This is a genomic window from Pedobacter sp. SYP-B3415, assembly GCF_004138205.1.
Taxonomy (GTDB): Bacteria; Bacteroidota; Bacteroidia; order Sphingobacteriales; family Sphingobacteriaceae; genus Pedobacter.
Map to the genome: position 1 here is coordinate 73,033 of NZ_RXNQ01000037.1, position 20,079 is coordinate 93,111.

Genomic DNA, 20,079 nt, shown 5'->3' on the forward strand with positions numbered 1-20,079 from the left:
TTAATAAGCCGTCCAGGACAAAAACTATTAAGACATAGCCGTACCTGCATGCCGGGTACGGCTATTTTAGCAATCCATATAACCATTGCGGTGTGCCTGCATGCATGCAGCGCTGCAGTAATGAACATAAATGATTACCTTAATCAAGCTGGCACCAGCCGCCACTTGCTTCAATGACAGCTATGCATAAAAAGATTCTTGTCCCCCTTATTTTGCTGATCGCCTGTGCCTGCCAGTCGCCGGCGCAGAAAGATCAAAAAAACAATGCGGCCCAGACCGGCCTTGCCATTAAAAAAGGTCTTTCAGACGAACAACTGCTCGACCTGGTACAGAAACAAACCTTCAAATATTTCTGGGAAGGTGCTGAACCTGTGTCAGGAGCTGCACGCGAGCGCTATCATTCAGATAACGTGTACCCTGAGAATGATAAAAACATCGTGGCTACGGGAGCAACCGGATTTGGGCTGATGGCTATCCTCAGTGGCATTGACCGTGGTTACGTAAGTAAAAAAGACGGCCTGGAACGCCTTAGCAAAATTCTCAACTGGCTTGAAAAGGCCGATCGCTTTCATGGTGCATGGCCGCACTGGATGGTTGGTGAAACCGGAAAAGTAAAACCTTTTGGCCGGAAAGACAATGGAGGTGATCTTGTGGAGACTTCATTTATCGCTCAGTCGCTGATCTGTATCAATGAATACTACAAAAATGGTTCGGCCGCAGAAAAGGCAGTTGCAAAAAAGGCAGATGATCTTTGGCGGGGTATTGATTTCAACTGGTACCGAAACGGAGGTCAGAACGTACTTTACTGGCACTGGTCTCCGGAGTATGGCTGGGAAATGAACTTTCCGGTAAAAGGTTACAATGAATGCCTTATCATGTACGTGCTGGCAGCCTCTTCGCCTACCCATACCGTTCCCGCAGCGGTTTACCATGAAGGCTGGGCCCGGAGCGGCGCCATACATGCACCGCATAAAGTAGAGGGACATGAAGTGCCATTTGATTTTCAGGGCGCAAAAAACAGCGTCGGACCGTTGTTCTGGGCTCACTACTCTTATCTTGGTCTGAATCCGAAAGGCCTCAGGGACCAGTATGGTGATTACTGGCAGAACAATGTAAACCATACGCGCGCCATTCATGACTATTGCGTGCGCAACCCGAAAGGATGGAAAGGCTACAGCGCTGACTCGTGGGGCTTAACGGCCAGTTACTCCGTAAAAGGGTACGCTGCACACAGTCCGCAGGAAGACTTCGGGGTTATTTCACCAACAGCAGCGATATCATCTCTGCCCTATACGCCAAAAGAATCCATCCGCACTATGCGGTATATGTATGAAACGCTGGGCGACAAGATCTGGGGCGAGTTTGGCTTTTATGATGCTTATTCTGAAACAGATAATTATTACCCGCAGCGCTACCTCGGTATCGATCAGGGGCCAATGGTTGTCATGATTGAAAATTACCGCAGCGGTTTGCTCTGGAAACTTTTTATGCAAAATAAAGACGTGCAGGCAGGCTTGAGTAAACTCGGATTCACTGTATCAAAGTAATTCGAAACGGAATGAATGTTTAGCTACAGGATATCATCTTTTCACCCTATTAAAATCATCATCATGAAAAAAATCATTTCCTTATTTTCTGTGATCGCCCTGCTGGCGGTTGCTTTTATTCATTCCGGCTTTATTTCCGCTAAACCGACTGTAAGCTCCAAAAACCTTGCAACCGTAAATCTTACCGCCTCCAACTCCACGAGCGACGGTGTTTATGCCGTTATTCAAAACAATGCCAGCGGTGGGAGTACAACGTATTATATTCCACCGCACACGCCTGCAGGCACAGTTCTCGGCCAACTGCCGGCGAATGGTGATCTCTATACGGTCAGCCTGAGTTCGACCGGTGGCGCGCATGACATGTGGGTTTACTGGGAGCACCAGAGCCACGTAACCGGACTAAGTGTAACTGGAATGGCCCTCGGATGCGAGAGCTGCGCCCGGATCACTATTTTTAATTAACGATTATGGTAGCTAAACATTTTTTCAGTTTTGCAGTGGCGATTTTATTTGCCCTCGTGTCGGGCAGCCCGGCCGCCGCGCAAAAGACCTACTGCAATCCCATCAACGTAGATTATGGCTACACGCCCATACCAAATTTCACTAACTGGGGGAAACACCGGGCCACGGCAGACCCCGTAATTGTAAACTATAAGGGTGACTATTACCTGTTTTCTACTAACCAGTGGGGTTATTGGCACAGCAGTGATATGAGCAACTGGACATTTGTCAAGCGTCACTTCCTGCGGCCGGAACACAAGGTTTACGACGATCTTTGCGCGCCTTCGGTCTGGGTGCAGGGTGATACGATGCTGGTATTCGGATCTACTTACGCAAGGAACTTCCCGATCTGGATGAGCACAAACCCGAAAGCAAATGAGTGGAAGGAGGCTGTGCACAAATTTGATATTGGTGGTTGGGACCCGGCTCACTTCGTTGACGACGATGGCCGGCTGTACATGTACAATGGCAGCAGCAACACCTACCCCTTGTATGGCATTGAGCTGGACCGCAAGACTTTTCAGCCGCAGGGCACACGAAAAGAGCTGCTGGTTTTGAAACCCGACCGGTTTGGCTGGCAACGCTTTGGCGAGCACCTGGATAATACTTTTCTTGATCCTTTTGTAGAAGGTGCGTGGGTAACCAAACACAACAAAAAGTATTACCTCCAGTACGGTGCGCCTGGCACAGAATTCAGCGGTTATGCAGACGGCGTGGCTGTTTCCAGCAACCCCCTGGGGCCTTTTGAACAACAGAGCATTCCCTTTTCATACAAACCCGGCGGTTTTGCCCGCGGTGCGGGGCACGGTGCTACCTTTCAGGACAATAACAAAAACTACTGGCACGTTTCGACGATCGTTCTCTCCGCAAAAAATAATTTTGAACGCCGCATAGGCATCTGGCCTGCCGGCTTTGACCGCGACGATGTCATGTATATGAATGCAGCGTTCGGCGATTATCCGCATTTCCTCCCCGGGAAGGGCAAACCTGGCACATTTACCGGCTGGATGCTGCTTAACTACAACAAGCCCGTCCGTGTTTCTTCCACGCTGGGCGGCTACACCGCGAACAATTCGGTCGATGAGGACATTAAAACTTATTGGAGCGCTAAAACTGCGGAAAAAAATGAGTGGATAGAAAGTGATCTCGGCGAGGTATCAACAATAAACGCGGTGCAGATCAATTATGCGGACCAGGATGTCGAATTTCTCGGCAAACAAACCAGCATCTATCATCAGTATATCTTAAGATATTCATCTGATGGAAAAAACTGGAAAGTTCTGGAAGACAAAAGCAACAACCGGCGTGACGTACCCCACGATTATATTGAACTTAAGACGCCCGTACAGGCCCGCTATATCCGCCTGGAAAATGTGCATATGCCTACAGGCAAATTTGCTATCAGCGGGTTCAGGGTGTTTGGAAAAGGGGCCGGCAAAGCGGCTGCGGTGCCTGAAGACTTTGTTGTGCTCCGAACCGAGAAAGACAAAAGAAGCGCCTGGATCAGGTGGAAACCCGCCGACGATGCATATGCCTACAACATCTATACGGGCATAGCACCAGACAAACTGTACAATTGCATCATGGTACACAACCAAAATGAATATTGGTACAAAGGGATGGACAATACAAAGACCTACTATTTTTGCATAGAAGCCATCAACGAAAATGGTATTTCAAAACGATCTAAAGTTATAAAAGTCGATTAACCAAGATGAAAAAAAACCTTACCGGAAGCCTTCTCTTTTTATTGCTGACCACATTTATGGCAGTAAATGTTCATGCCCAGGGTTCACGTCCGCCTTTCTTTGATGAAGTTCAGGCCTTCAAAAAGAAAGACAGTACCCACCGGCCTGCCGCTGGGGGAATCGTTTTTGTAGGCAGTTCATCTGTTCGCATGTGGAGCGATCTGGAGAACAGATACAAAGCATACAATGCCATCAACCGCGGCTTCGGCGGTTCAACCCTGAAAGATGCGGCTTTTTACACAAAAGAGCTCGTATCGGTGTACCGACCCCGGCAGGTGGTAATTTACTCCGGCGAAAATGATCTTGCTGCCGGCGCATCTGCTTACGAAACGCTGAACCGCTTTGCTGCCTTTTTTACCAATATCCGCAACAACCAGCCGGATGTCCCGGTCATTTTTATTTCGATCAAAGAAAGTCCGTCGCGCACCAAAATCGGTGCGGCGGTTTTGCATACCAATGCTCTGATCAAAGAATACATGAGTCACTATCCCAATACCCGGTTTGTCGAAGTAAACAGCAAAATGAAGACAGCCAACGGCAAATTGCGACCCGAGCTTTTTAAGGATGACATGCTGCACATGAAACCGGCAGGCTATGAAATCTGGGCGCGTGAACTGACGCCCTATTTATTAAAATAACAACACACGATATGAACAAGACAAAATATCTCTTTCTGTCGCTTGCGCTCGCTTCGCTCGCTGTAACCGCGCAGCAGAAGCCCGGGCAGACACCCGCACAGACAAAGATGAATACATTCATCAGCAAACTTATGGCAAAAATGACCGTCGATGAAAAGATCGGTCAGCTTAACCTGCTAACAGGTGGCGAGGCAACAACCGGCTCAGTCGTTAGTACGGGGGTGGAAACGAAGATCAAAGAGGGCAAGGTAGGCGGAATTTTCAGCCTGACCACGCCTGCACGTATTCGAAAGGCACAGGAAATTGCGGTGAACCAAAGCCGGCTAAAAATCCCGATCATTTTTGGCCAGGACGTTATTCATGGCTATAAAACGACTTTCCCTATTCCGCTTGCTTTGTCCTGCAGCTGGGATATGTCGCTTATTGAACGCACAGCCCGCATTGCAGCCATCGAAGCGAGTGCCGACGGTCTGAACTGGACCTTTTCGCCTATGGTCGATATTTCGCGCGATCCACGATGGGGCCGTATTTCTGAGGGCAGCGGAGAAGACACTTACCTTGGTTCCCGTATTGCTGCGGCTATGGTGAAAGGCTACCAGGGAGACGACCTGAGCAGAAACAATACGATCATGGCCTGTGTAAAACACTTTGCATTGTATGGCGCCGCAGAAGCGGGCCGCGATTACAACACCACAGACATGAGCCTGAACCGGATGTACAATGAGTACCTTCCGCCATATAAAGCTGCTATAGACGCAGGTGCCGGCAGTGTCATGACCTCGTTCAACGATATAAACGGTGTGCCGGCAACGGCTAATAAATGGCTTATGACAGATCTGCTCCGTAAACAATGGGGTTTTAAAGGATTCGTCGTTACCGATTACACCGCTGTCAACGAGCTGATTGACCATGGATTGGGCGATCTGCAGCAGGTCTCTGCATTATCTCTTAAAGCCGGGGTAGAAATGGACATGGTTGGCGAAGGCTTTCTGACCACCTTGAAGAAGTCGCTGAAGGAAGGCAAAGTGACAGCTGCGCAGATTGATAATGCCTGTCGTCTTGTTCTCGAAGCTAAATACAAACTCGGACTCTTTGATGATCCTTTCCGGTATTGCAGTGAAGAGCGGGCGAAAAACGAGATACTCACCCCCGAGCACCTGAAAGCTGCGCGCGAAGCGGCAACAAAATCTTTTGTTCTCTTAAAAAACGAAGGCAATGTATTGCCGCTGAAAAAATCCGGCACAATTGCGCTGATCGGTCCACTGGCCAATACCGGCAGCAATATGCCGGGTACCTGGAGCGTGAATTCAGACCTGAAGAACACCAAATCGCTGCTTCAGGGCCTTACCGAGGTAGCGGGAAATGATGTAAAGATTCTGCACAGCATGGGCTCCAACCTGCTCAGCGATGCTGCTTATCAACAGCGTGCTACCATGTTTGGACGCGAGATTCCGCGCGATAACCGCAGCGAGGAAGACATGATCCGCGAAGCGGTAAATACGGCAAAAAAGGCCGACGTGGTAGTCGCTGCCTTAGGCGAATCATCTGAAATGAGCGGGGAAGCGTCCAGCCGCACCAATCTTGAGATCCCCGATGTGCAGCGCAGGCTGCTCGAAGCCCTGCTTAAAACCGGAAAGCCGGTCGTTATGGTATTGTTTACGGGACGCCCGCTTGTGCTTACCTGGGAGAACCAGCATGTGCCAGCCATCCTGAACGCCTGGTTCGGGGGTACAGAGGCGGCAACAGCTATCGGCGATGTGCTGTTCGGAGCGGTGAACCCTTCCGGAAAACTCAGCGCTACTTTTCCGCAGAATGTCGGCCAAATCCCGCTCTACCATGCACATAAAAATACCGGCCGGCCGCTGGCAGAAGGACAGTGGTTCCAGAAATTCCGTTCCAACTATCTTGACGTAAGCAATGACCCCCTGTATCCCTTTGGTTACGGCCTGAGTTATACTACTTTCAGTTACTCCCCTATTAAACTAAGCGGGCCGGCGGTAAGGCCGGGACAAGCCTTAATGGCGAGCGTAACGGTGACGAATACAGGATCAGCGACCGGCGAAGAAGTTGTTCAGCTGTACGTCCGTGACATGGTGGGCAGTATTACCCGCCCGGTAAAAGAGCTCAAGGGCTTTATGAAAATCAGCCTGAAGCCCGGTGAAAGCCGTGAGGTCAGTTTCCGTATCGATGAAGCGATGCTGAAATTTTACGATGCAAACCTGAAATATGCCGCAGAGCCCGGCGATTTCAAAGTCTTCATCGGTGCCAACTCCCGTGATGTGAAGTCTGCTGACTTCCGCTTCTCGAAATAGACAGTTCTTATGCATCCTAATCAAAGCCTGATTGTTGTGAAACAGTCAGGCTTTTTCTATTTTTACGGCCTGACTGCAGGTGCCGTCCGGGTTGTGCATGGGCATATGTTTTCCGGGACCCTGCGCTGAAAAAGAACAACGATGAAGAGATGTCTGACCTTTTTGCTGTTTGCCCTTCTGCTCTGTGCCGGCGGTTTGCGTGCACAAAACCTGGAGCGCTACCAGCGCGGTGAGTATCTGAAAAGAAACGATACGATTCCATATCGTATTCTGTGGCCGGAAAACTTTGATCCGAAGAAAAAATATCCCTTGCTGTTCGTACTTCACGGCCGCGGCGAAAGCGGCAGCGATAACGAGAAGCAGCTTACGCACGGAGCAAAATTATTTCTGCGTGAAGATGTCAGGAAAAAATTTCCAGCTATCGTCATCTTTCCGCAATGCAGCCAAAACAGCTATTGGGCAAATGTGAATATCACAACCAACAACAAGGGTAAACGCAGTTTTAGTTTTCAGGAAGGCGGGAAACCAACCGGCGCCATGAAAGGACTGCTGGGGCTGGTAAAACAGTTTGCGCACAAGCCTTATGTCTCAAAGAAGGAAATTTATGTAGGCGGTCTGTCTATGGGCGGAATGGGCACCTATGAACTGCTCAGAAGAAAGCGTCGTACGTTTGCAGCTGCATTTGCTATCTGCGGGGGAGATAATACACGCAATATCGAACGTTACAAACATGTGCCACTATGGATTTTCCATGGAGCGAAAGATGACATTGTTGATCCAGCCTATTCAATTGCTATTGCCGACCGGCTTAAAGCGCTGGGGGCAGAAGTTAAGTTTACGCTATATCCGCAGGCGAACCACAACAGCTGGGATCCTGCATTTGCAGAGCCCGGACTTCTCTCCTGGCTGTTTTCCCATAAGAAACCCTGATGATGATTAAATTCCGGTTCGTGCTGCTCAGCATGATGCTTTTGCCGTTCTGTATGTTAGCACAACAACCGGCGGCCCGATACCTTGACCTGGCAAGGAGCGGATTTATTGAAAATAACGCACTTCAGACAACTGCTTTTGTTGAACAGCGGTGGCGTTTGCCGGGCAATACCGGCTTTAACGAAAGTATTGGTTATGTAGCCGACCTGCTTGCGAAAGCGGGTTACAAGGTTCAAAAGCCCGGTGAAAATGCTGTTCTGTCGTACCGCATTGAACGCAGGCCGATGAGCGGCGTCACCTGGGAACCCCTTAGCGCGCACCTTCGTATATCAGGAGATAAGGAAAACCTGCTTGACTTCAGGACAAATAGAAATATGCTGGCCATAAATTCGGCATCTACACCTGCTAAAGGGCTTACTGCCGAGGTTATCCGGTTGAAATCGGTTACCGACATCGCTACGGCAGAGGTTTCAGGCAAAATCGTGTACATTGACCAATCGCCGGGGACGTTTTTTAATGCTGCTATGAAAGCCGGCGCAGCCGGTGTGCTCGGCTATGCAATGCCTGCTTACACACAGCCAGAGAAACATGTAACATCCATCCAGTTTTCAGGGATCAGCAACCCGGCAGACCGTGGGTTTGCGATCAACCTTTCGTTTGCGGCCAGGAAACGTCTTCAGGAAGCGCTGTCCCATGGTCCGGTTAAACTCGACGTTACGGTTCAGACCAAATCTTACAGGGCAGAAGAACTGACCCTTGTTGCGGAAATCCGCGGCAGCGAAAAACCCAATGAGCGCTTTGTTTACAGTGCACACGTACAGGAGCCAGGAGCCAACGACAATGCTACCGGTGTGGCTACGCTCGCAGAAATGGCCCGGCTGGCGGCAGAATTACAAAAGTCGGGCAAGGCACAGCCAGGGCGCACGCTGACCTTTTTATGGGGCGATGAAATCACTTCAACCCGCCGTTTCATCAAAGATGACTCGCTGCGCGCGAAGGGGATTCAGTGGGGAATGAGCCTTGACATGGTGGGCGAAGATACGCGAAAGACAGGCGGGACATTTCTGATTGAAAGGATGCCCGATCCTTCTGCCATCTGGACCCGCGGCGATGACAAACACAGCGAATGGGGCGCAGGGTCGGTTACAGAAAAAGATCTTTTTCCTCATTATTATAACGACTTTATCCTTTCAGTATGCAACGACCAGGGCCGCTACGCGGGATGGCAGGTAAGCAGCAACCCGTTTGAAGGCGGAAGCGACCATACGCCCTTCCTGCAGAATCGAATTCCCGGCTTGCTCATGTGGCATTTTACCGATGTCTTTTACCATACCGACAACGACAGGCTTGATAAAGTTTCTTCTGCTACGATGAAGAATGTAGGTGTGTGCGCACTGGCCGCCGGACTTACCCTCTGTAGTGCGGATGAAAAAACGGCGCTGGAAGTCTTGCAGCTGGTAAACCAAGCCGCCACGAAACGCATGCAGGCTGAATTCAGGCTCAGTAAGGCCGCAATTGCCGCAGGCAAGGAACCGAAGACAGAAAAACACATTATTGAAAGCTGGGCCGCCTGGTACAATGCCGCACTGACAAGTATCGGGCAACTGCCGGTTAAACAGGAAACAACACGCCTTGGGTCATCGATCAAGGTTGCCGTTCTTTCCCTGGAAAAGGAAACCGCAGCTATGCTGCAACAACTGTAATTGATGGCAGCAAAAGCGGAAGCGATCGTAATCGGCGCAGGCATTGGCGGCCTGGCAAGCGCTATCCGCTTGTCGCTTAAAGGCTATCAGGTTACGGTTTTTGAGGCAGCATCGGCTGCCGGAGGCAAGCTTGCTGAAATAAGTGATAACGGTTTCAGATTTGATGCTGGTCCGAGCCTGTTTACCATGCCGCAGTATATCGATGAGTTGTTCCGTCTGGCCGGCAAAGACCCCGTTGCTTACTTCCGCTATCAGAAACTTGACGAAGTTTGCCGGTATTTCTACGAAGATGGACTTAAGCTCACCGCCTGGGCTGACAGGGACAAACTGATCGCCGAATTCAGCACCAGGACCGGGACCAGCGCAAGTGACATTGCACGGTTTCTGGACAAAAGTGCAAAGATCTACAACATTACGCACCGTGTATTCCTCGAAAGGAGCCTGCACAAAGTTTCGAGCTACCTTCATATGGATACCTTGCGGTCCATGATGCAATTTGGCGGAATTGATGCCTTCCGCACCCAAAACGAGGCCAATGAATCTTTTTTTGCTGATCCGCGGCTGGTACAGCTGTTTAACCGCTATGCCACATACAACGGCTCAGACCCCTACCAGGCTCCGGCAACGCTAAATGTAATTCCTCATTTCGAAAATCATTTCGGCGCATACTTTCCTGAAGGAGGCATGTACAGTATTGTACGCGCCCTGGAGCAGCTGGCCACTGAGCTGGGCACCCGGCTGCGTTACAATGAAGCCGTATCGGAAATTGTCCTGAAAAAAAATAAAGTAGCTGGGGTTTCTACCGGTACGGGATTTCATCGCGCGGAGGCGGTAATATCAAATCTTGATATCTGGTTTACATACAGAAAACTGTTAAAGAACACGCCCGCCCCCGAAAAACTGCTATCCCAGCAGCGAAGCAGCTCTGCTCTGATCTTTTACTGGGGCATTAACCGGCAGTTTGATACAACCGGCCTTCATAACATCTTCTTTTCTGCAGATTACAGAGCTGAATTTGAGGCCATCTGGAATGACGGGCGCATTACCGCTGACCCGACGGTTTATGTGAACATCAGTTCAAAATTGCTTCCGGCAGATGCACCGCCAGGTAGCGAAAATTGGTTTGTGATGATCAATGTGCCTGCCGCGAATGGTCAGGACTGGGAAATGCTGATCGCAGAAGCACGCAAAAACATCATCACTAAACTTAATAGGTTACTGGGCGTTCGGTTGGAGAAACATATTGTGTACGAGCAGGTTCTTGACCCGCTAACCATTGAAAGCCGTACGGGCTCATACCAGGGCTCACTTTACGGAAACAGCTCGAACAACCGTTTTGCAGCTTTTTTACGCCATTCAAACTTCAGCCGGCGTATCGGCGGCCTTTATTTCTGTGGCGGGAGTGTGCATCCCGGTGGCGGAATTCCGCTTGCATTGCTTTCAGCTAAGATCGCAACTGACTGTATCTAGGCAATTTCCCATTTATTTCTAAATTTGGCGACGGCCCTTTGTCGCTAACCAAAAAACTTTAAGATGAAATTTCCTTACCGGAAGATCGTTGTCAAGATCGGCTCAAACGTTATTACGCAGGATGACGGCCTTCCAGATCACAGCCGTATAAAGAAAATTACAGACCAGATTGCTGCCCTTAAACACAAGGGCATCGAGGTGGTGCTTGTGTCATCAGGGGCGGTGGCCTCCGGCCGAAGTATCATCCGGGTGCCCGAAAAACAGAATGCAGTAGCGGCAAGGCAGCTGCTTGCCTCGATCGGGCAGGTAAAACTGATCAATACCTATGCAGCATTGTTTGAAGCGCATGAAATGACCTGTGCGCAGGTGCTGGTTACAAAAGAAGATTTTCGCGATCGTCTGCATTACTTGAATATGAAAAACTGCCTTCAGATCCTGCTGCAGCATAAGGTGGTACCGATTATCAATGAAAATGATGTCGTGTCGGTTACAGAACTGATGTTTACCGACAATGATGAACTCGCCGGACTGGTCGCGTCTATGCTTGGTGCAGATGCACTGATCATCTTATCGAATGTGAACGGCATCTATACCGGCGACCCAAAAAATCCAGACTCAAGCCTGATTGAAGAAATTAGCGGTAACGCTGCCTCAATTGCAGGGTATGTAACAACAGGTAAATCCCAGTTCGGGCGCGGGGGTATGCTCACAAAAGCCAGCATGGCCATCAAAACAGCCAGCCTTGGCATACCGGTGCACATTACCAACGGAAAAGTGGACAATGTGTTACCAGCGCTGCTGTCGGGCGAGCTTGCCCATACCCGCTTTGTAACCGGCAAAAACGCCTCAAACAAGAAAAAATGGATTGCTCATTCAGAAAAAGCAGCACGGGGCACAGTGCGGGTAAATGATGGCGCGCGCACTGCCCTGACATCTGGCCGTGCAAGCAGTTTATTGCCCGTTGGCGTAACTGCCGTGCTGAGCAGTTTTCAGAAAGGAGATATCATCCGCGTGGTTGATGAGGAAGGTCAGATGATCGGCCTGGGTATTGCCGAGTATGGGGCGGAGAAGGCCAAAGAGCGGATCGGCCAGAAAAACCAGCGCCCCCTGGTGCACTACGATTATTTTTATATCTCGAACTAACAGCATGGATTTCGAACAATACTTTAAGCGGGCAGCTGCGGCAAGCCGCCTTACAGCAGCCCTTACAGCAGAAGGAAGAGTATCCGTACTCACCCGGCTGGCCGGGGCGCTGCATGAACATACGGCTCTGATTCTGCGCGAAAATCAGCGTGACCTGGACAGGATGTCTCCCCAGGACCCGAAATATGACCGGCTAAAACTTACTGAAGACCGGATTGCAGGTATCGCTGCAGAAGTATTGCAGGTGGCATCGCTTGCTGACCCGCTGGGAAAACGCCTCAGCGAGAAAACGCTTCCAAACGGCTTAGAGTTGCTGAAGGTGAGCGTTCCGCTGGGTGTTGTAGGGGTTATCTACGAGGCCAGGCCAAATGTAACGGTTGATGTGTTTTCTTTGTGCTTCAAAACCGGCAATGTAGCAGTATTGAAGGGTGGTAGTGATGCTGCTTTCTCAAATGCCGCGCTGATCAGCATTATTCACAGGGTTCTGAAAGAACATAATCTGGATGAGAATCTGGCCGTCCTGCTTCCACCAGACCGCGAAGCAACAGCGGCCCTCCTTTCAGCAAGAAGGTATGTGGATGTCCTGATACCAAGAGGTAGCCAGCAGCTTATCGATTACGTTCGCGAGCATAGCAAGGTGCCTGTTATTGAAACCGGTGCCGGCATTGTACATGCGTATTTTGATGAAAGCGGAGACCTGGACAAAGGCAGGGAGATCGTAACGAACAGCAAAATGCGCCGCGTAAGCGTGTGTAATGCATTAGATTGTCTGCTTATCCATCAAAACCGCCTGAGCGATCTGCCGGAGCTGTTAAAAGACCTTGCTGCTGCGGGTGCTGAGGTTTATGCTGACAATCGTGCTAAAACAGTCCTCGACGGGAGATATCCGGCGGCTCTTCTGCACCAGGCCACAGCGGAACACTTTGGCACCGAATTCCTGTCGGCGAAACTGGCCGTAAAAACGGTAGCTGATCTTGATGCTGCACTACACCATATTGCGGGGTACAGCTCGAAGCACAGTGAGGCCATCGTATCAGAAACGCCGGAACACCTGGACCGCTTTTTACAGGAGGTTGATGCTGCCGCCGTTTATGCTAATGCCTCTACCGCCTTTACCGATGGTGCGCAGTTTGGCCTGGGGGCCGAGATTGGTATTAGTACGCAAAAACTGCATGCCCGCGGACCAATGGCACTCGAGGAACTGACCAGTTACAAATGGCAGATCCGCGGCAGCGGCCAGGTCAGGGGTTAAGAAAATACGGCCTGCTCCAGCTGCTCGGCACTAAGGTCGAATGCATTAAGAATGATTTTTGACTGATTATAAAACGGATTCCTCTCCTCAAGCTTTTGCGCGATGAAGTTGAGCAGCGTGGCATCGTCCATATCTTTGATAAGCGGCCGCTTTTCACGTTTCTGAAGACGGGAAACCAGCTGGGCCGGCTCCATTTTGAGGTATACGCTGTGACCATGGTCATTGATCCACTTCATATTATCGTGAAAGCAAGGCAAACCGCCCCCGGTTGCTACAACGCATGTTTGCGGATAATCAAACTGGCGCAGCGTATCACGTTCAAGCTCGCGAAAACCCGCCTCGCCGTGTGCCGCAAAGTATTCAGTAATGCTTTGCCCCGCTCGCCTGACCAACTCATCGTCGAGGTCTATTACCGGACAACCAAGACGCTGAGCCAGTTGTTTGGCTTTGGTGCTCTTGCCGCATCCCATAAAACCGACTAAGAAGATGATTCCCTTTTTTTGTCTTAACATGTATAGTTCGTAGTTAGTATCTAGTATTTCGTAGTTAGTAGGTAGTATCTCGTAGTTCGTAGCCGGATCGTTAGTCATGGCTCCTGATTCATGGCTCATGATTCTTGACTCCTGATTCATGGCTCCTGATTCATGGCTCATGGCTCCTGACTCTAACCGATAAACCGATTCTACCCCAGCTTCACTCTCGGATCTACCACAGCGTACAGCATATCAACCAGGATATTGATCACCACGAAGACAAAGGCAATAAATAAAATGGAGCCCATCACGACCGGAAAATCTGACATTTCAAGTGCGGTTACCGTAGTACGACCGAGGCCGTTATATCCGAAAATATACTCCACAAAAAATGAACCGGCCAGCAGCGAGGCGAACCAGCCTGAAATTGCCGTAATAACCGGATTCAACGCGTTTTTCAGCGCATGTTTATAGATAATAGCATTGCGGCTCAAGCCCTTCGCCCGTGCCGTGCGGATATAGTCCTGCGCAAGTACGTCGAGCATAGCGCTGCGTGTAAGTTGTACAATAATAGCCAGCGGCCTCAGGCCAAGGGTGATCATGGGAAGCCAAAGATTCCGCAGGGTGAGGATCTCTCCCCGAAAGGGGTCATAACTGTACAGACTGCCCGACATGGCCAATCCGGTAATGTCGCTAAGTAAGAAACCGAAAATCCAGGCAATGATAATACCCGCGAAAAACGACGGTGCCGAAATGCCCAGTATGGCAAAGGAATTCGCCAGTCTGTCTATCCATGAATCCTTATGAACAGCGCTGAGCACCCCCAAAAAGATGCCGATCAGCGTAGCAAAGATCATAGCGCTTGCGGCAAGGATAAAGGTATTTGGAACGGTTTCAGACAAGATAGCAGTAACATCCCGCCTGGTCTGGTAAGAGCTGCGCAGGTACGGCCACTTGAGTGCCAGCGCATGACTTCCAGCCGGAAGCAAACGGATATAACGGTACTTCTGGCGGTTAGCCGCGTTATCCTCATGCCAGCTTACCGGCGACAAATCGTTCACATAAAGCAGGAACTGGATGTGTTTCGGCTGGTCGAGGCCAAATTCTTTGCGAACCGCATCAAGAGACTGAACATCGGCCCGTTGCCCCATGGTCATTCTTGCCGGGTCGCCGGGTAAAATATTAAACAAGACAAACACAACCACAACAACACCGCCCATGACAATGAGACCATACAGCAGTTTTTTAATTGTGTAACGCAGCATGTTAATTGGGGAAGTACGCTTTGGAAAAAGTTTCGAAATCCGGCAGGCTATGGTAGTGCCACTTATTTATGATCGTACCTTCCTTCAGCAATAACACACCGGGATTGGCACGGACCATACTTTTGAGCGGAACGGCATCAGCATAAAAAATTTCCATAAACAGCCTGTGCCTGCGTGTAAAGTTTTCTGCATCACGGGCAGAATTTGCTGTTAGCAGCACGGTACGGATATTAAATTGTTCGCTGGCATTCAACGCCAGTGCATTTATTTCGGCGATAGCCTGCTCATTTACCGTATTCAGGTTCCAGGCAACAACAACCAGGTTATAGTAGGGGTTTTCGAGAAGTTCCCTGGTGTAATCGGTACCTGAGGCGTCGTTAATAAAGAGGTCTTTTACGGGCGGTGAGAATCCCTTTTTCCAAAGCTCCTTTTTCGGTTCACCAACAATTTTCCAGTTATCATCTTTCCATATCCCTTCTTTCAGGTATTCCGCATCGCTCATGTCGCGTGTTTCATGCGTTTTCTGATTCTCCAGATGATACATGATTCTGTATTCGTCTGGTTTTTGTCCGGCGGGCACGCGCATCAGTGCAGGAATGTTTGCCCCAATCTTATAAGGCAGAAAATCAATCACCGGCCCGTAGTTATAGGTAAGCGATCCGAAGAGCACCGATATGATGGAGACTGCGGCAACAAGCGCAGATTGCCAGCGGCTGTTGGTTGTTGCAGGCACAATCCGGCCCCGGTTCCTGAATATAAAAACAATAAGCAGCAGCAACACAAGATCTTTTGTGAATGACTGCCAGGGCGTAAGTGGTATGGCGTCGCCAAAACAACCGCATGAGGTTACAACCTTGAAAGCAGCAGAAACAAACGTGAGCAGGGTGAAAAATATAATCAGAAGCAACAAGCCCCATGCAACGCGGCGGCCAGATATGCCAAGCAAAAGCAGCGCACCCAGCACGATCTCAAGGGTGCAAAGCAGGATAGCAAGCAATGTCGCTATGCCGTTCAGAAATCCCATGTGGAATACTTCGAAGTATTCCTGCAGTTTATAACCAAATCCCAGCGGATCATTTGCTTTAATAAGACCTGAAAATATAAACAGTACCCCTACAACAATGCGCGCAAACAAAAGCAGATTTCTTTTCATGTTCATGAAAGTTAGCGGCCGCTGCCGACCGGAATAGCTATAAACTTAACTTTATCAGGGCAAAAACAGAATAATTGATCATATCCTGGTAGTTTGCCTTTATGCCTTCAGAGACAAGCGTCTGACCCTGATTGTCCTCGATCTGCTTTACCCGCAGTACTTTCATAAGGATCAGATCTGTGATCGAACTGACGCGCATATCACGCCAGGCTTCACCGTAATCATGATTTTTTGCAAACAGCAGGTCTTTCACTTCAGCGATCTTCTCGTCATAAAAACGTTCAGTATCTGAAGGATCCAGTTCAAGCGGCGCATTTTCCGGCAATTCGAGCTGCACCATAGCCATCACGCAATAATTAATAATGCCGATGTATTCAGGAAGCACGCCCTCCCCAACTTTAGAAATCTTTTTTTCTTCAAGCGTACGGATGCGCTGTGCTTTTATAAAGATCTGGTCGGTAATCGAGCTGGGCCTGAGAATACGCCATGCCGTGCCATAGTCTTTTGTTTTTTTAAGAAAGAGGGTGCGGCAGTGCGCAATCACTGCGTCGAACTCTGTCGCTGTATTTTGTTGTGCCAAAAGAATTAATAGGTTTTAAGTATTTTTGCTGCCGGGCAGAGGTTGTCATATACCAGCCCGGGCTTAACCGGCTGCAGACTGTTGCATCGGGGCAAACAATGGCTAAAGATACATTTTTGAACGTAAACCTCAACCGTCAACGGCATGATTAAAACCAACCCGCCGACTGCTTCAAGCTGGCAGTTTGCCTCGAAGACCGTAGACTTTAGTCGGCCGCATGTCATGGGAATCCTCAATATTACGCCGGATTCTTTTTATGCGGGCAGCCGCCAGCAGGACATTGACGCCGCCTTACGCAAAACCGCTCAATTTCTTGAAGAAGGCGCTACATTTATTGATATCGGCGCTTATTCATCCCGGCCGGGCGCAGCTGATATCAGCATCGGAGATGAGCTGGCCCGGCTGCTTCCGGTTATCGGGGCGGTGAGTAGAGAGTTTCCGCATGCGCTGATTTCGGTTGATACTTTCCGGGCAGATGTAGCCAGTGCGGCGGTTGCTGCGGGTGCCCATATCATCAATGACATTTCTGGCGGAACGCTCGATGATGCCATGTTTGATACCGTGGCCCGGCTCGGCGTGCCCTATGTCCTTATGCACATGCGGGGAACGCCGCAGAACATGAAGTCATTAACGTCTTATACAGACCTGTGCGCTGAGCTCGAAGTTTTTTTTGCAGATCGGGTGGGCATCCTCAGAAAAAAAGGGATAACGCAGATCTGCCTTGATCCCGGTTTTGGTTTTGCAAAAACGATCGATCAGAATTATGAACTGCTGCGCAGCCTAGGCCGGTTCACAGCCATTGGTCTTCCTGTTCTCGCGGGGCTTTCGCGTAAATCCATGTCGTGGAAACCGCTGGGCATTAAAGCCGGTGAAGCCCTGAACGCAACGACGGTACTGAATACCTTCGCCCTGCAGCAGGGCGCGTCAATTCTTCGGGTACATGATGTGCGAGAGGCGGTTGAATGCATCCGGATCAGCGAACTTTACCGCGGATAGGCTGACCAGCGATGCGTTTATTATGTAGATTTGTTTTTCTAAATTGCCGCTATGAAGGGTTTTGAATTCGATTTTCTTAAAATAAGTGTTACAGATGTAGTTGATGTGGTATTGGTGGCCATACTGATCTATTACGTATATAGCCTGATAAGAAATACCCTCGCAGTGAATCTGTTGCTGGGCATGCTCATTGTGCTCATCCTCTGGTTTGTGGTCGACTCGCTGAAGATGGAACTGCTTTCTGCGATCATCAACAAGTTCATGAGCGTAGGCATCATCGCCCTGCTGATCATCTTTCAGCCCGAGATCAGGCGGTTCCTGCTTTTGCTTGGAAAGAATGCCTTCCTGCAAAAAAACAAAGCCTGGTGGGGCTATCTTTTCGGACGAAAAGATATTGAGCGGAACAACCTTGCACGCATCAAACCGATTATCGACGCCTGTAAAAGCATGAAGAAAACGCGTACGGGTGCCCTGATCGTGATCGTAAAATTTTATGATGAGCAGTTTTTTGCAAATAGCTGCGAGGAGGTCAATGCGAAAATTTCGAAGCGCCTGCTTGAAGCTATTTTCCAGAAAAACAGTCCGCTGCATGACGGTGCCGTTGTCATCTCTGAAAATAAGATCAAAAGCGCTAGCTGCATTTTACCGCTCACTGATAACGATCAGCTGCCGCCGCAGTTTGGCTTGCGCCACCGGGCAGGAATTGGTGTATCTGAAACGACCGATGCCGTGGCGGTGATCGTTTCTGAAGAAACGGGCGAAATTTCTTATGCCAAGCAGGGGCGTGTGCGGATGAATGTATCGTTCGGCGAACTGGAAAAGCTGCTCAACAAAGACTTCTAACAAAAAAGCCACCCGGTTCGCGGATGGCTTCAGTTTATTTTACAATGAGCTTAGCAATATTGCTCAAATGCACCAATCAGGTTATCGGCAATCATCTGTGCAGGACGGCCTTCAATCTGATGCCGCTCGATCATATGAACAAGTTTACCATCTTTGAATAAGGCCATAGCTGGTGACGATGGCGGATAAGGAATCATATAACTTCTGGCTTTGTCAACCGCTTCCTTTTCCATGCCGGCAAAAACGGTGACGAGCTTATCCGGATGTTTTTCATGAGCCGCAGCAGCTCTGGCTGCAGGACGGGCATTTGCCGCTGCACAACCACAAACAGAATTCACCACCAGTAACACGGTTCCTTCGCCTTTCAGTGCGCTGTCAACATCGGCGGCGTCTTTTAACTCTTCGAAACCCGCGCCGGTAAGTTCCTTGCGCATTGGTTCAACTAAATATTCAGGATACATTTTGTTAAATTATTTCGTTTTTCAATTCAAGATTACAAAATTAGCTAAATCCAACCGGAAAAACATTTAGCCAAACATTATTAACAATCGGATGATATTCGGTCCGAAATGAAGTATTATTTTGAAAATGTTAAATTTGCACCTGTCAAAAAGCAAAGGATTAATGCGGAGACGGAGAGAGAAAACGACAATCATTATTGTCAACGAGAAGAAGAACGCGATTCAGCCAATTGAGGTGCCGAGCAAATTTGTAACCAACTGGAAACGATATCTGCTGGCTGCGGTACTGGTCTTTTGTTCAATGGTTACGGCAATTATCTACCTGACCTTTAGCCGGAACGAGTTATATGAATCAGGGCGGGTGCTGGCCAGCCAGCTGGAAGAGGTCCAGTCTGAAATGGATCAACTTGCCCAGGATACTGTAAAAGAGGAAGAACCTGACCGGTTTGCCGAGATAGACGACAAGCTGACGACCATCAACAGATTTTTAAAAGCCCGCGGATTAAAGCCTGCCTTCAGCGATGAGAAGGTGAAGGTTCTTTCTGAAGATCAGATTAATAACTATTACAAAGAATACCTGAATAAGGTGATCTTTAATCTTGCCCATACACCTATCGGCTTCCCCTATTCCGGACGCATCACTTCAACATTCGGCCAGCGTGAGAATCCTTTTGGATTTGGCAATGCCGAGCGGCATAAGGGAGTCGACATCAAGGGAAACACGGGTGATCCGGTTAAAGCCACAGCCCAGGGGCGGGTTACCTTTGCCGGTTACCGTGGTGGGTATGGGAAATGCATTGTACTCAAACATGCGAATGGCTTCGAGACCCTGTACGGGCACTTGTCGCGCATTAACGTGGAGGAAGGTGATAGGATCAAAATCGGACAACTGATCGGCCGTATCGGTTCTACAGGCCGCAGCACCGGACCGCACCTGCATTACGAGGTGCACCGGAACGGAAAATTCGTAAATCCGAAAGGCTTTTTATCGTTGAATTGAACGGTCCGACCTGCTTCATCAGACTAAGGCAACATTTTTCAGGGCCATTCCTCTTTCTCATATT

General features: G+C 49.4%; 18 protein-coding genes. 13 read left to right on the forward strand and 5 right to left on the reverse strand.

Annotated features, from left to right (window positions below):
* Window positions 1–182 precede the first annotated feature (182 nt).
* From EJV45_RS18700 to EJV45_RS18745, 10 genes are all read left to right on the forward strand, one after another.
* A complete protein-coding gene (locus tag EJV45_RS18700) occupies window positions 183–1,547 on the forward strand; it encodes a glucoamylase family protein (protein ID WP_205942430.1) in 1,365 nt (454 codons plus the stop codon).
* Window positions 1,548–1,610: 63 nt separating this feature from the next.
* On the forward strand, window positions 1,611–2,009 hold the full coding sequence (locus EJV45_RS18705) for a hypothetical protein (RefSeq protein WP_129718163.1): 399 nt from the start codon (window positions 1,611–1,613) through the stop codon (window positions 2,007–2,009).
* Between the two features lie 5 nt (window positions 2,010–2,014).
* The gene (locus EJV45_RS18710; protein WP_129718164.1) at window positions 2,015–3,757 is read left to right on the forward strand and encodes a family 43 glycosylhydrolase; all 1,743 of its coding nucleotides are present in this window, start codon (window positions 2,015–2,017) and stop codon (window positions 3,755–3,757) included.
* 5 nt (window positions 3,758–3,762) lie between these two features.
* Window positions 3,763–4,434 (forward strand): GDSL-type esterase/lipase family protein, encoded by a 672-nt coding sequence (locus EJV45_RS18715; protein ID WP_240755347.1) that lies wholly within the window; start codon window positions 3,763–3,765, stop codon window positions 4,432–4,434.
* A gap of 11 nt (window positions 4,435–4,445) precedes the next feature.
* A complete protein-coding gene (gene bglX / locus EJV45_RS18720; protein ID WP_129718165.1) occupies window positions 4,446–6,746 on the forward strand; it encodes a beta-glucosidase BglX in 2,301 nt (766 codons plus the stop codon).
* A 141-nt stretch (window positions 6,747–6,887) separates the two neighbouring features.
* Window positions 6,888–7,676, forward strand: a complete 789-nt coding sequence (locus EJV45_RS18725; RefSeq protein WP_129718167.1) for a prolyl oligopeptidase family serine peptidase — start codon at window positions 6,888–6,890, stop codon at window positions 7,674–7,676.
* Complete coding sequence (locus EJV45_RS18730) at window positions 7,676–9,379, forward strand: M28 family peptidase (protein WP_240755348.1); 1,704 nt, start codon at window positions 7,676–7,678, stop codon at window positions 9,377–9,379. The genes EJV45_RS18725 and EJV45_RS18730 overlap by 1 nt, the downstream gene beginning before the upstream one ends.
* 3 nt (window positions 9,380–9,382) lie before the next feature.
* Complete coding sequence (gene crtD / locus EJV45_RS18735) at window positions 9,383–10,849, forward strand: 1-hydroxycarotenoid 3,4-desaturase CrtD (RefSeq protein WP_129718168.1); 1,467 nt, start codon at window positions 9,383–9,385, stop codon at window positions 10,847–10,849.
* A gap of 63 nt (window positions 10,850–10,912) precedes the next feature.
* Window positions 10,913–11,992 carry a glutamate 5-kinase gene (gene proB, locus EJV45_RS18740; RefSeq protein WP_129718170.1) on the forward strand — a complete coding sequence of 360 codons (1,080 nt, stop codon included), beginning with the start codon at window positions 10,913–10,915 and terminating at the stop codon, window positions 11,990–11,992.
* 4 nt (window positions 11,993–11,996) lie between these two features.
* Window positions 11,997–13,244, forward strand: coding sequence for a glutamate-5-semialdehyde dehydrogenase (locus EJV45_RS18745; protein WP_240755349.1), 1,248 nt, complete (start codon window positions 11,997–11,999; stop codon window positions 13,242–13,244).
* Here EJV45_RS18745 and EJV45_RS18750 read toward each other — a convergent pair.
* Genes EJV45_RS18750 through EJV45_RS18765 form a run of 4 tightly spaced genes read right to left on the reverse strand, consistent with a single transcriptional unit; the run spans window position 13,241 to window position 16,715 of the window.
* On the reverse strand, window positions 13,241–13,897 hold the full coding sequence (locus EJV45_RS18750) for a shikimate kinase (protein ID WP_240755350.1): 657 nt from the start codon (window positions 13,895–13,897) through the stop codon (window positions 13,241–13,243). The genes EJV45_RS18745 and EJV45_RS18750 overlap by 4 nt on opposite strands.
* 29 nt (window positions 13,898–13,926) lie before the next feature.
* Window positions 13,927–14,982 carry an ABC transporter permease gene (locus EJV45_RS18755; RefSeq protein ID WP_129718174.1) on the reverse strand — a complete coding sequence of 352 codons (1,056 nt, stop codon included), beginning with the start codon at window positions 14,980–14,982 and terminating at the stop codon, window positions 13,927–13,929.
* A gap of 1 nt (window position 14,983) precedes the next feature.
* Window positions 14,984–16,135, reverse strand: a complete 1,152-nt coding sequence (locus tag EJV45_RS18760) for a BT_3928 family protein (RefSeq protein ID WP_129718176.1) — start codon at window positions 16,133–16,135, stop codon at window positions 14,984–14,986.
* A gap of 37 nt (window positions 16,136–16,172) precedes the next feature.
* Window positions 16,173–16,715, reverse strand: coding sequence for a DUF1599 domain-containing protein (locus EJV45_RS18765; protein WP_129718178.1), 543 nt, complete (start codon window positions 16,713–16,715; stop codon window positions 16,173–16,175).
* A gap of 144 nt (window positions 16,716–16,859) precedes the next feature.
* Between EJV45_RS18765 and folP the strand changes: the two genes are divergently transcribed.
* Both folP and cdaA read left to right on the forward strand, forming a co-directional pair.
* Window positions 16,860–17,711, forward strand: coding sequence for a dihydropteroate synthase (gene folP / locus EJV45_RS18770; RefSeq protein ID WP_129718180.1), 852 nt, complete (start codon window positions 16,860–16,862; stop codon window positions 17,709–17,711).
* 51 nt (window positions 17,712–17,762) lie between these two features.
* On the forward strand, window positions 17,763–18,554 hold the full coding sequence (gene cdaA, locus EJV45_RS18775) for a diadenylate cyclase CdaA (RefSeq protein ID WP_129718182.1): 792 nt from the start codon (window positions 17,763–17,765) through the stop codon (window positions 18,552–18,554).
* Between the two features lie 50 nt (window positions 18,555–18,604).
* Here cdaA and EJV45_RS18780 read toward each other — a convergent pair whose 3' ends face one another.
* On the reverse strand, window positions 18,605–19,015 hold the full coding sequence (locus EJV45_RS18780) for a BrxA/BrxB family bacilliredoxin (protein ID WP_129718184.1): 411 nt from the start codon (window positions 19,013–19,015) through the stop codon (window positions 18,605–18,607).
* Between the two features lie 163 nt (window positions 19,016–19,178).
* On the opposite strand from EJV45_RS18780, the gene EJV45_RS18785 reads away from it, so the two are divergent.
* Window positions 19,179–20,015: a peptidoglycan DD-metalloendopeptidase family protein gene (locus tag EJV45_RS18785; RefSeq protein WP_165305108.1), complete on the forward strand. Its 837-nt coding sequence runs from the start codon at window positions 19,179–19,181 to the stop codon at window positions 20,013–20,015.
* Window positions 20,016–20,079 lie beyond the last annotated feature (64 nt).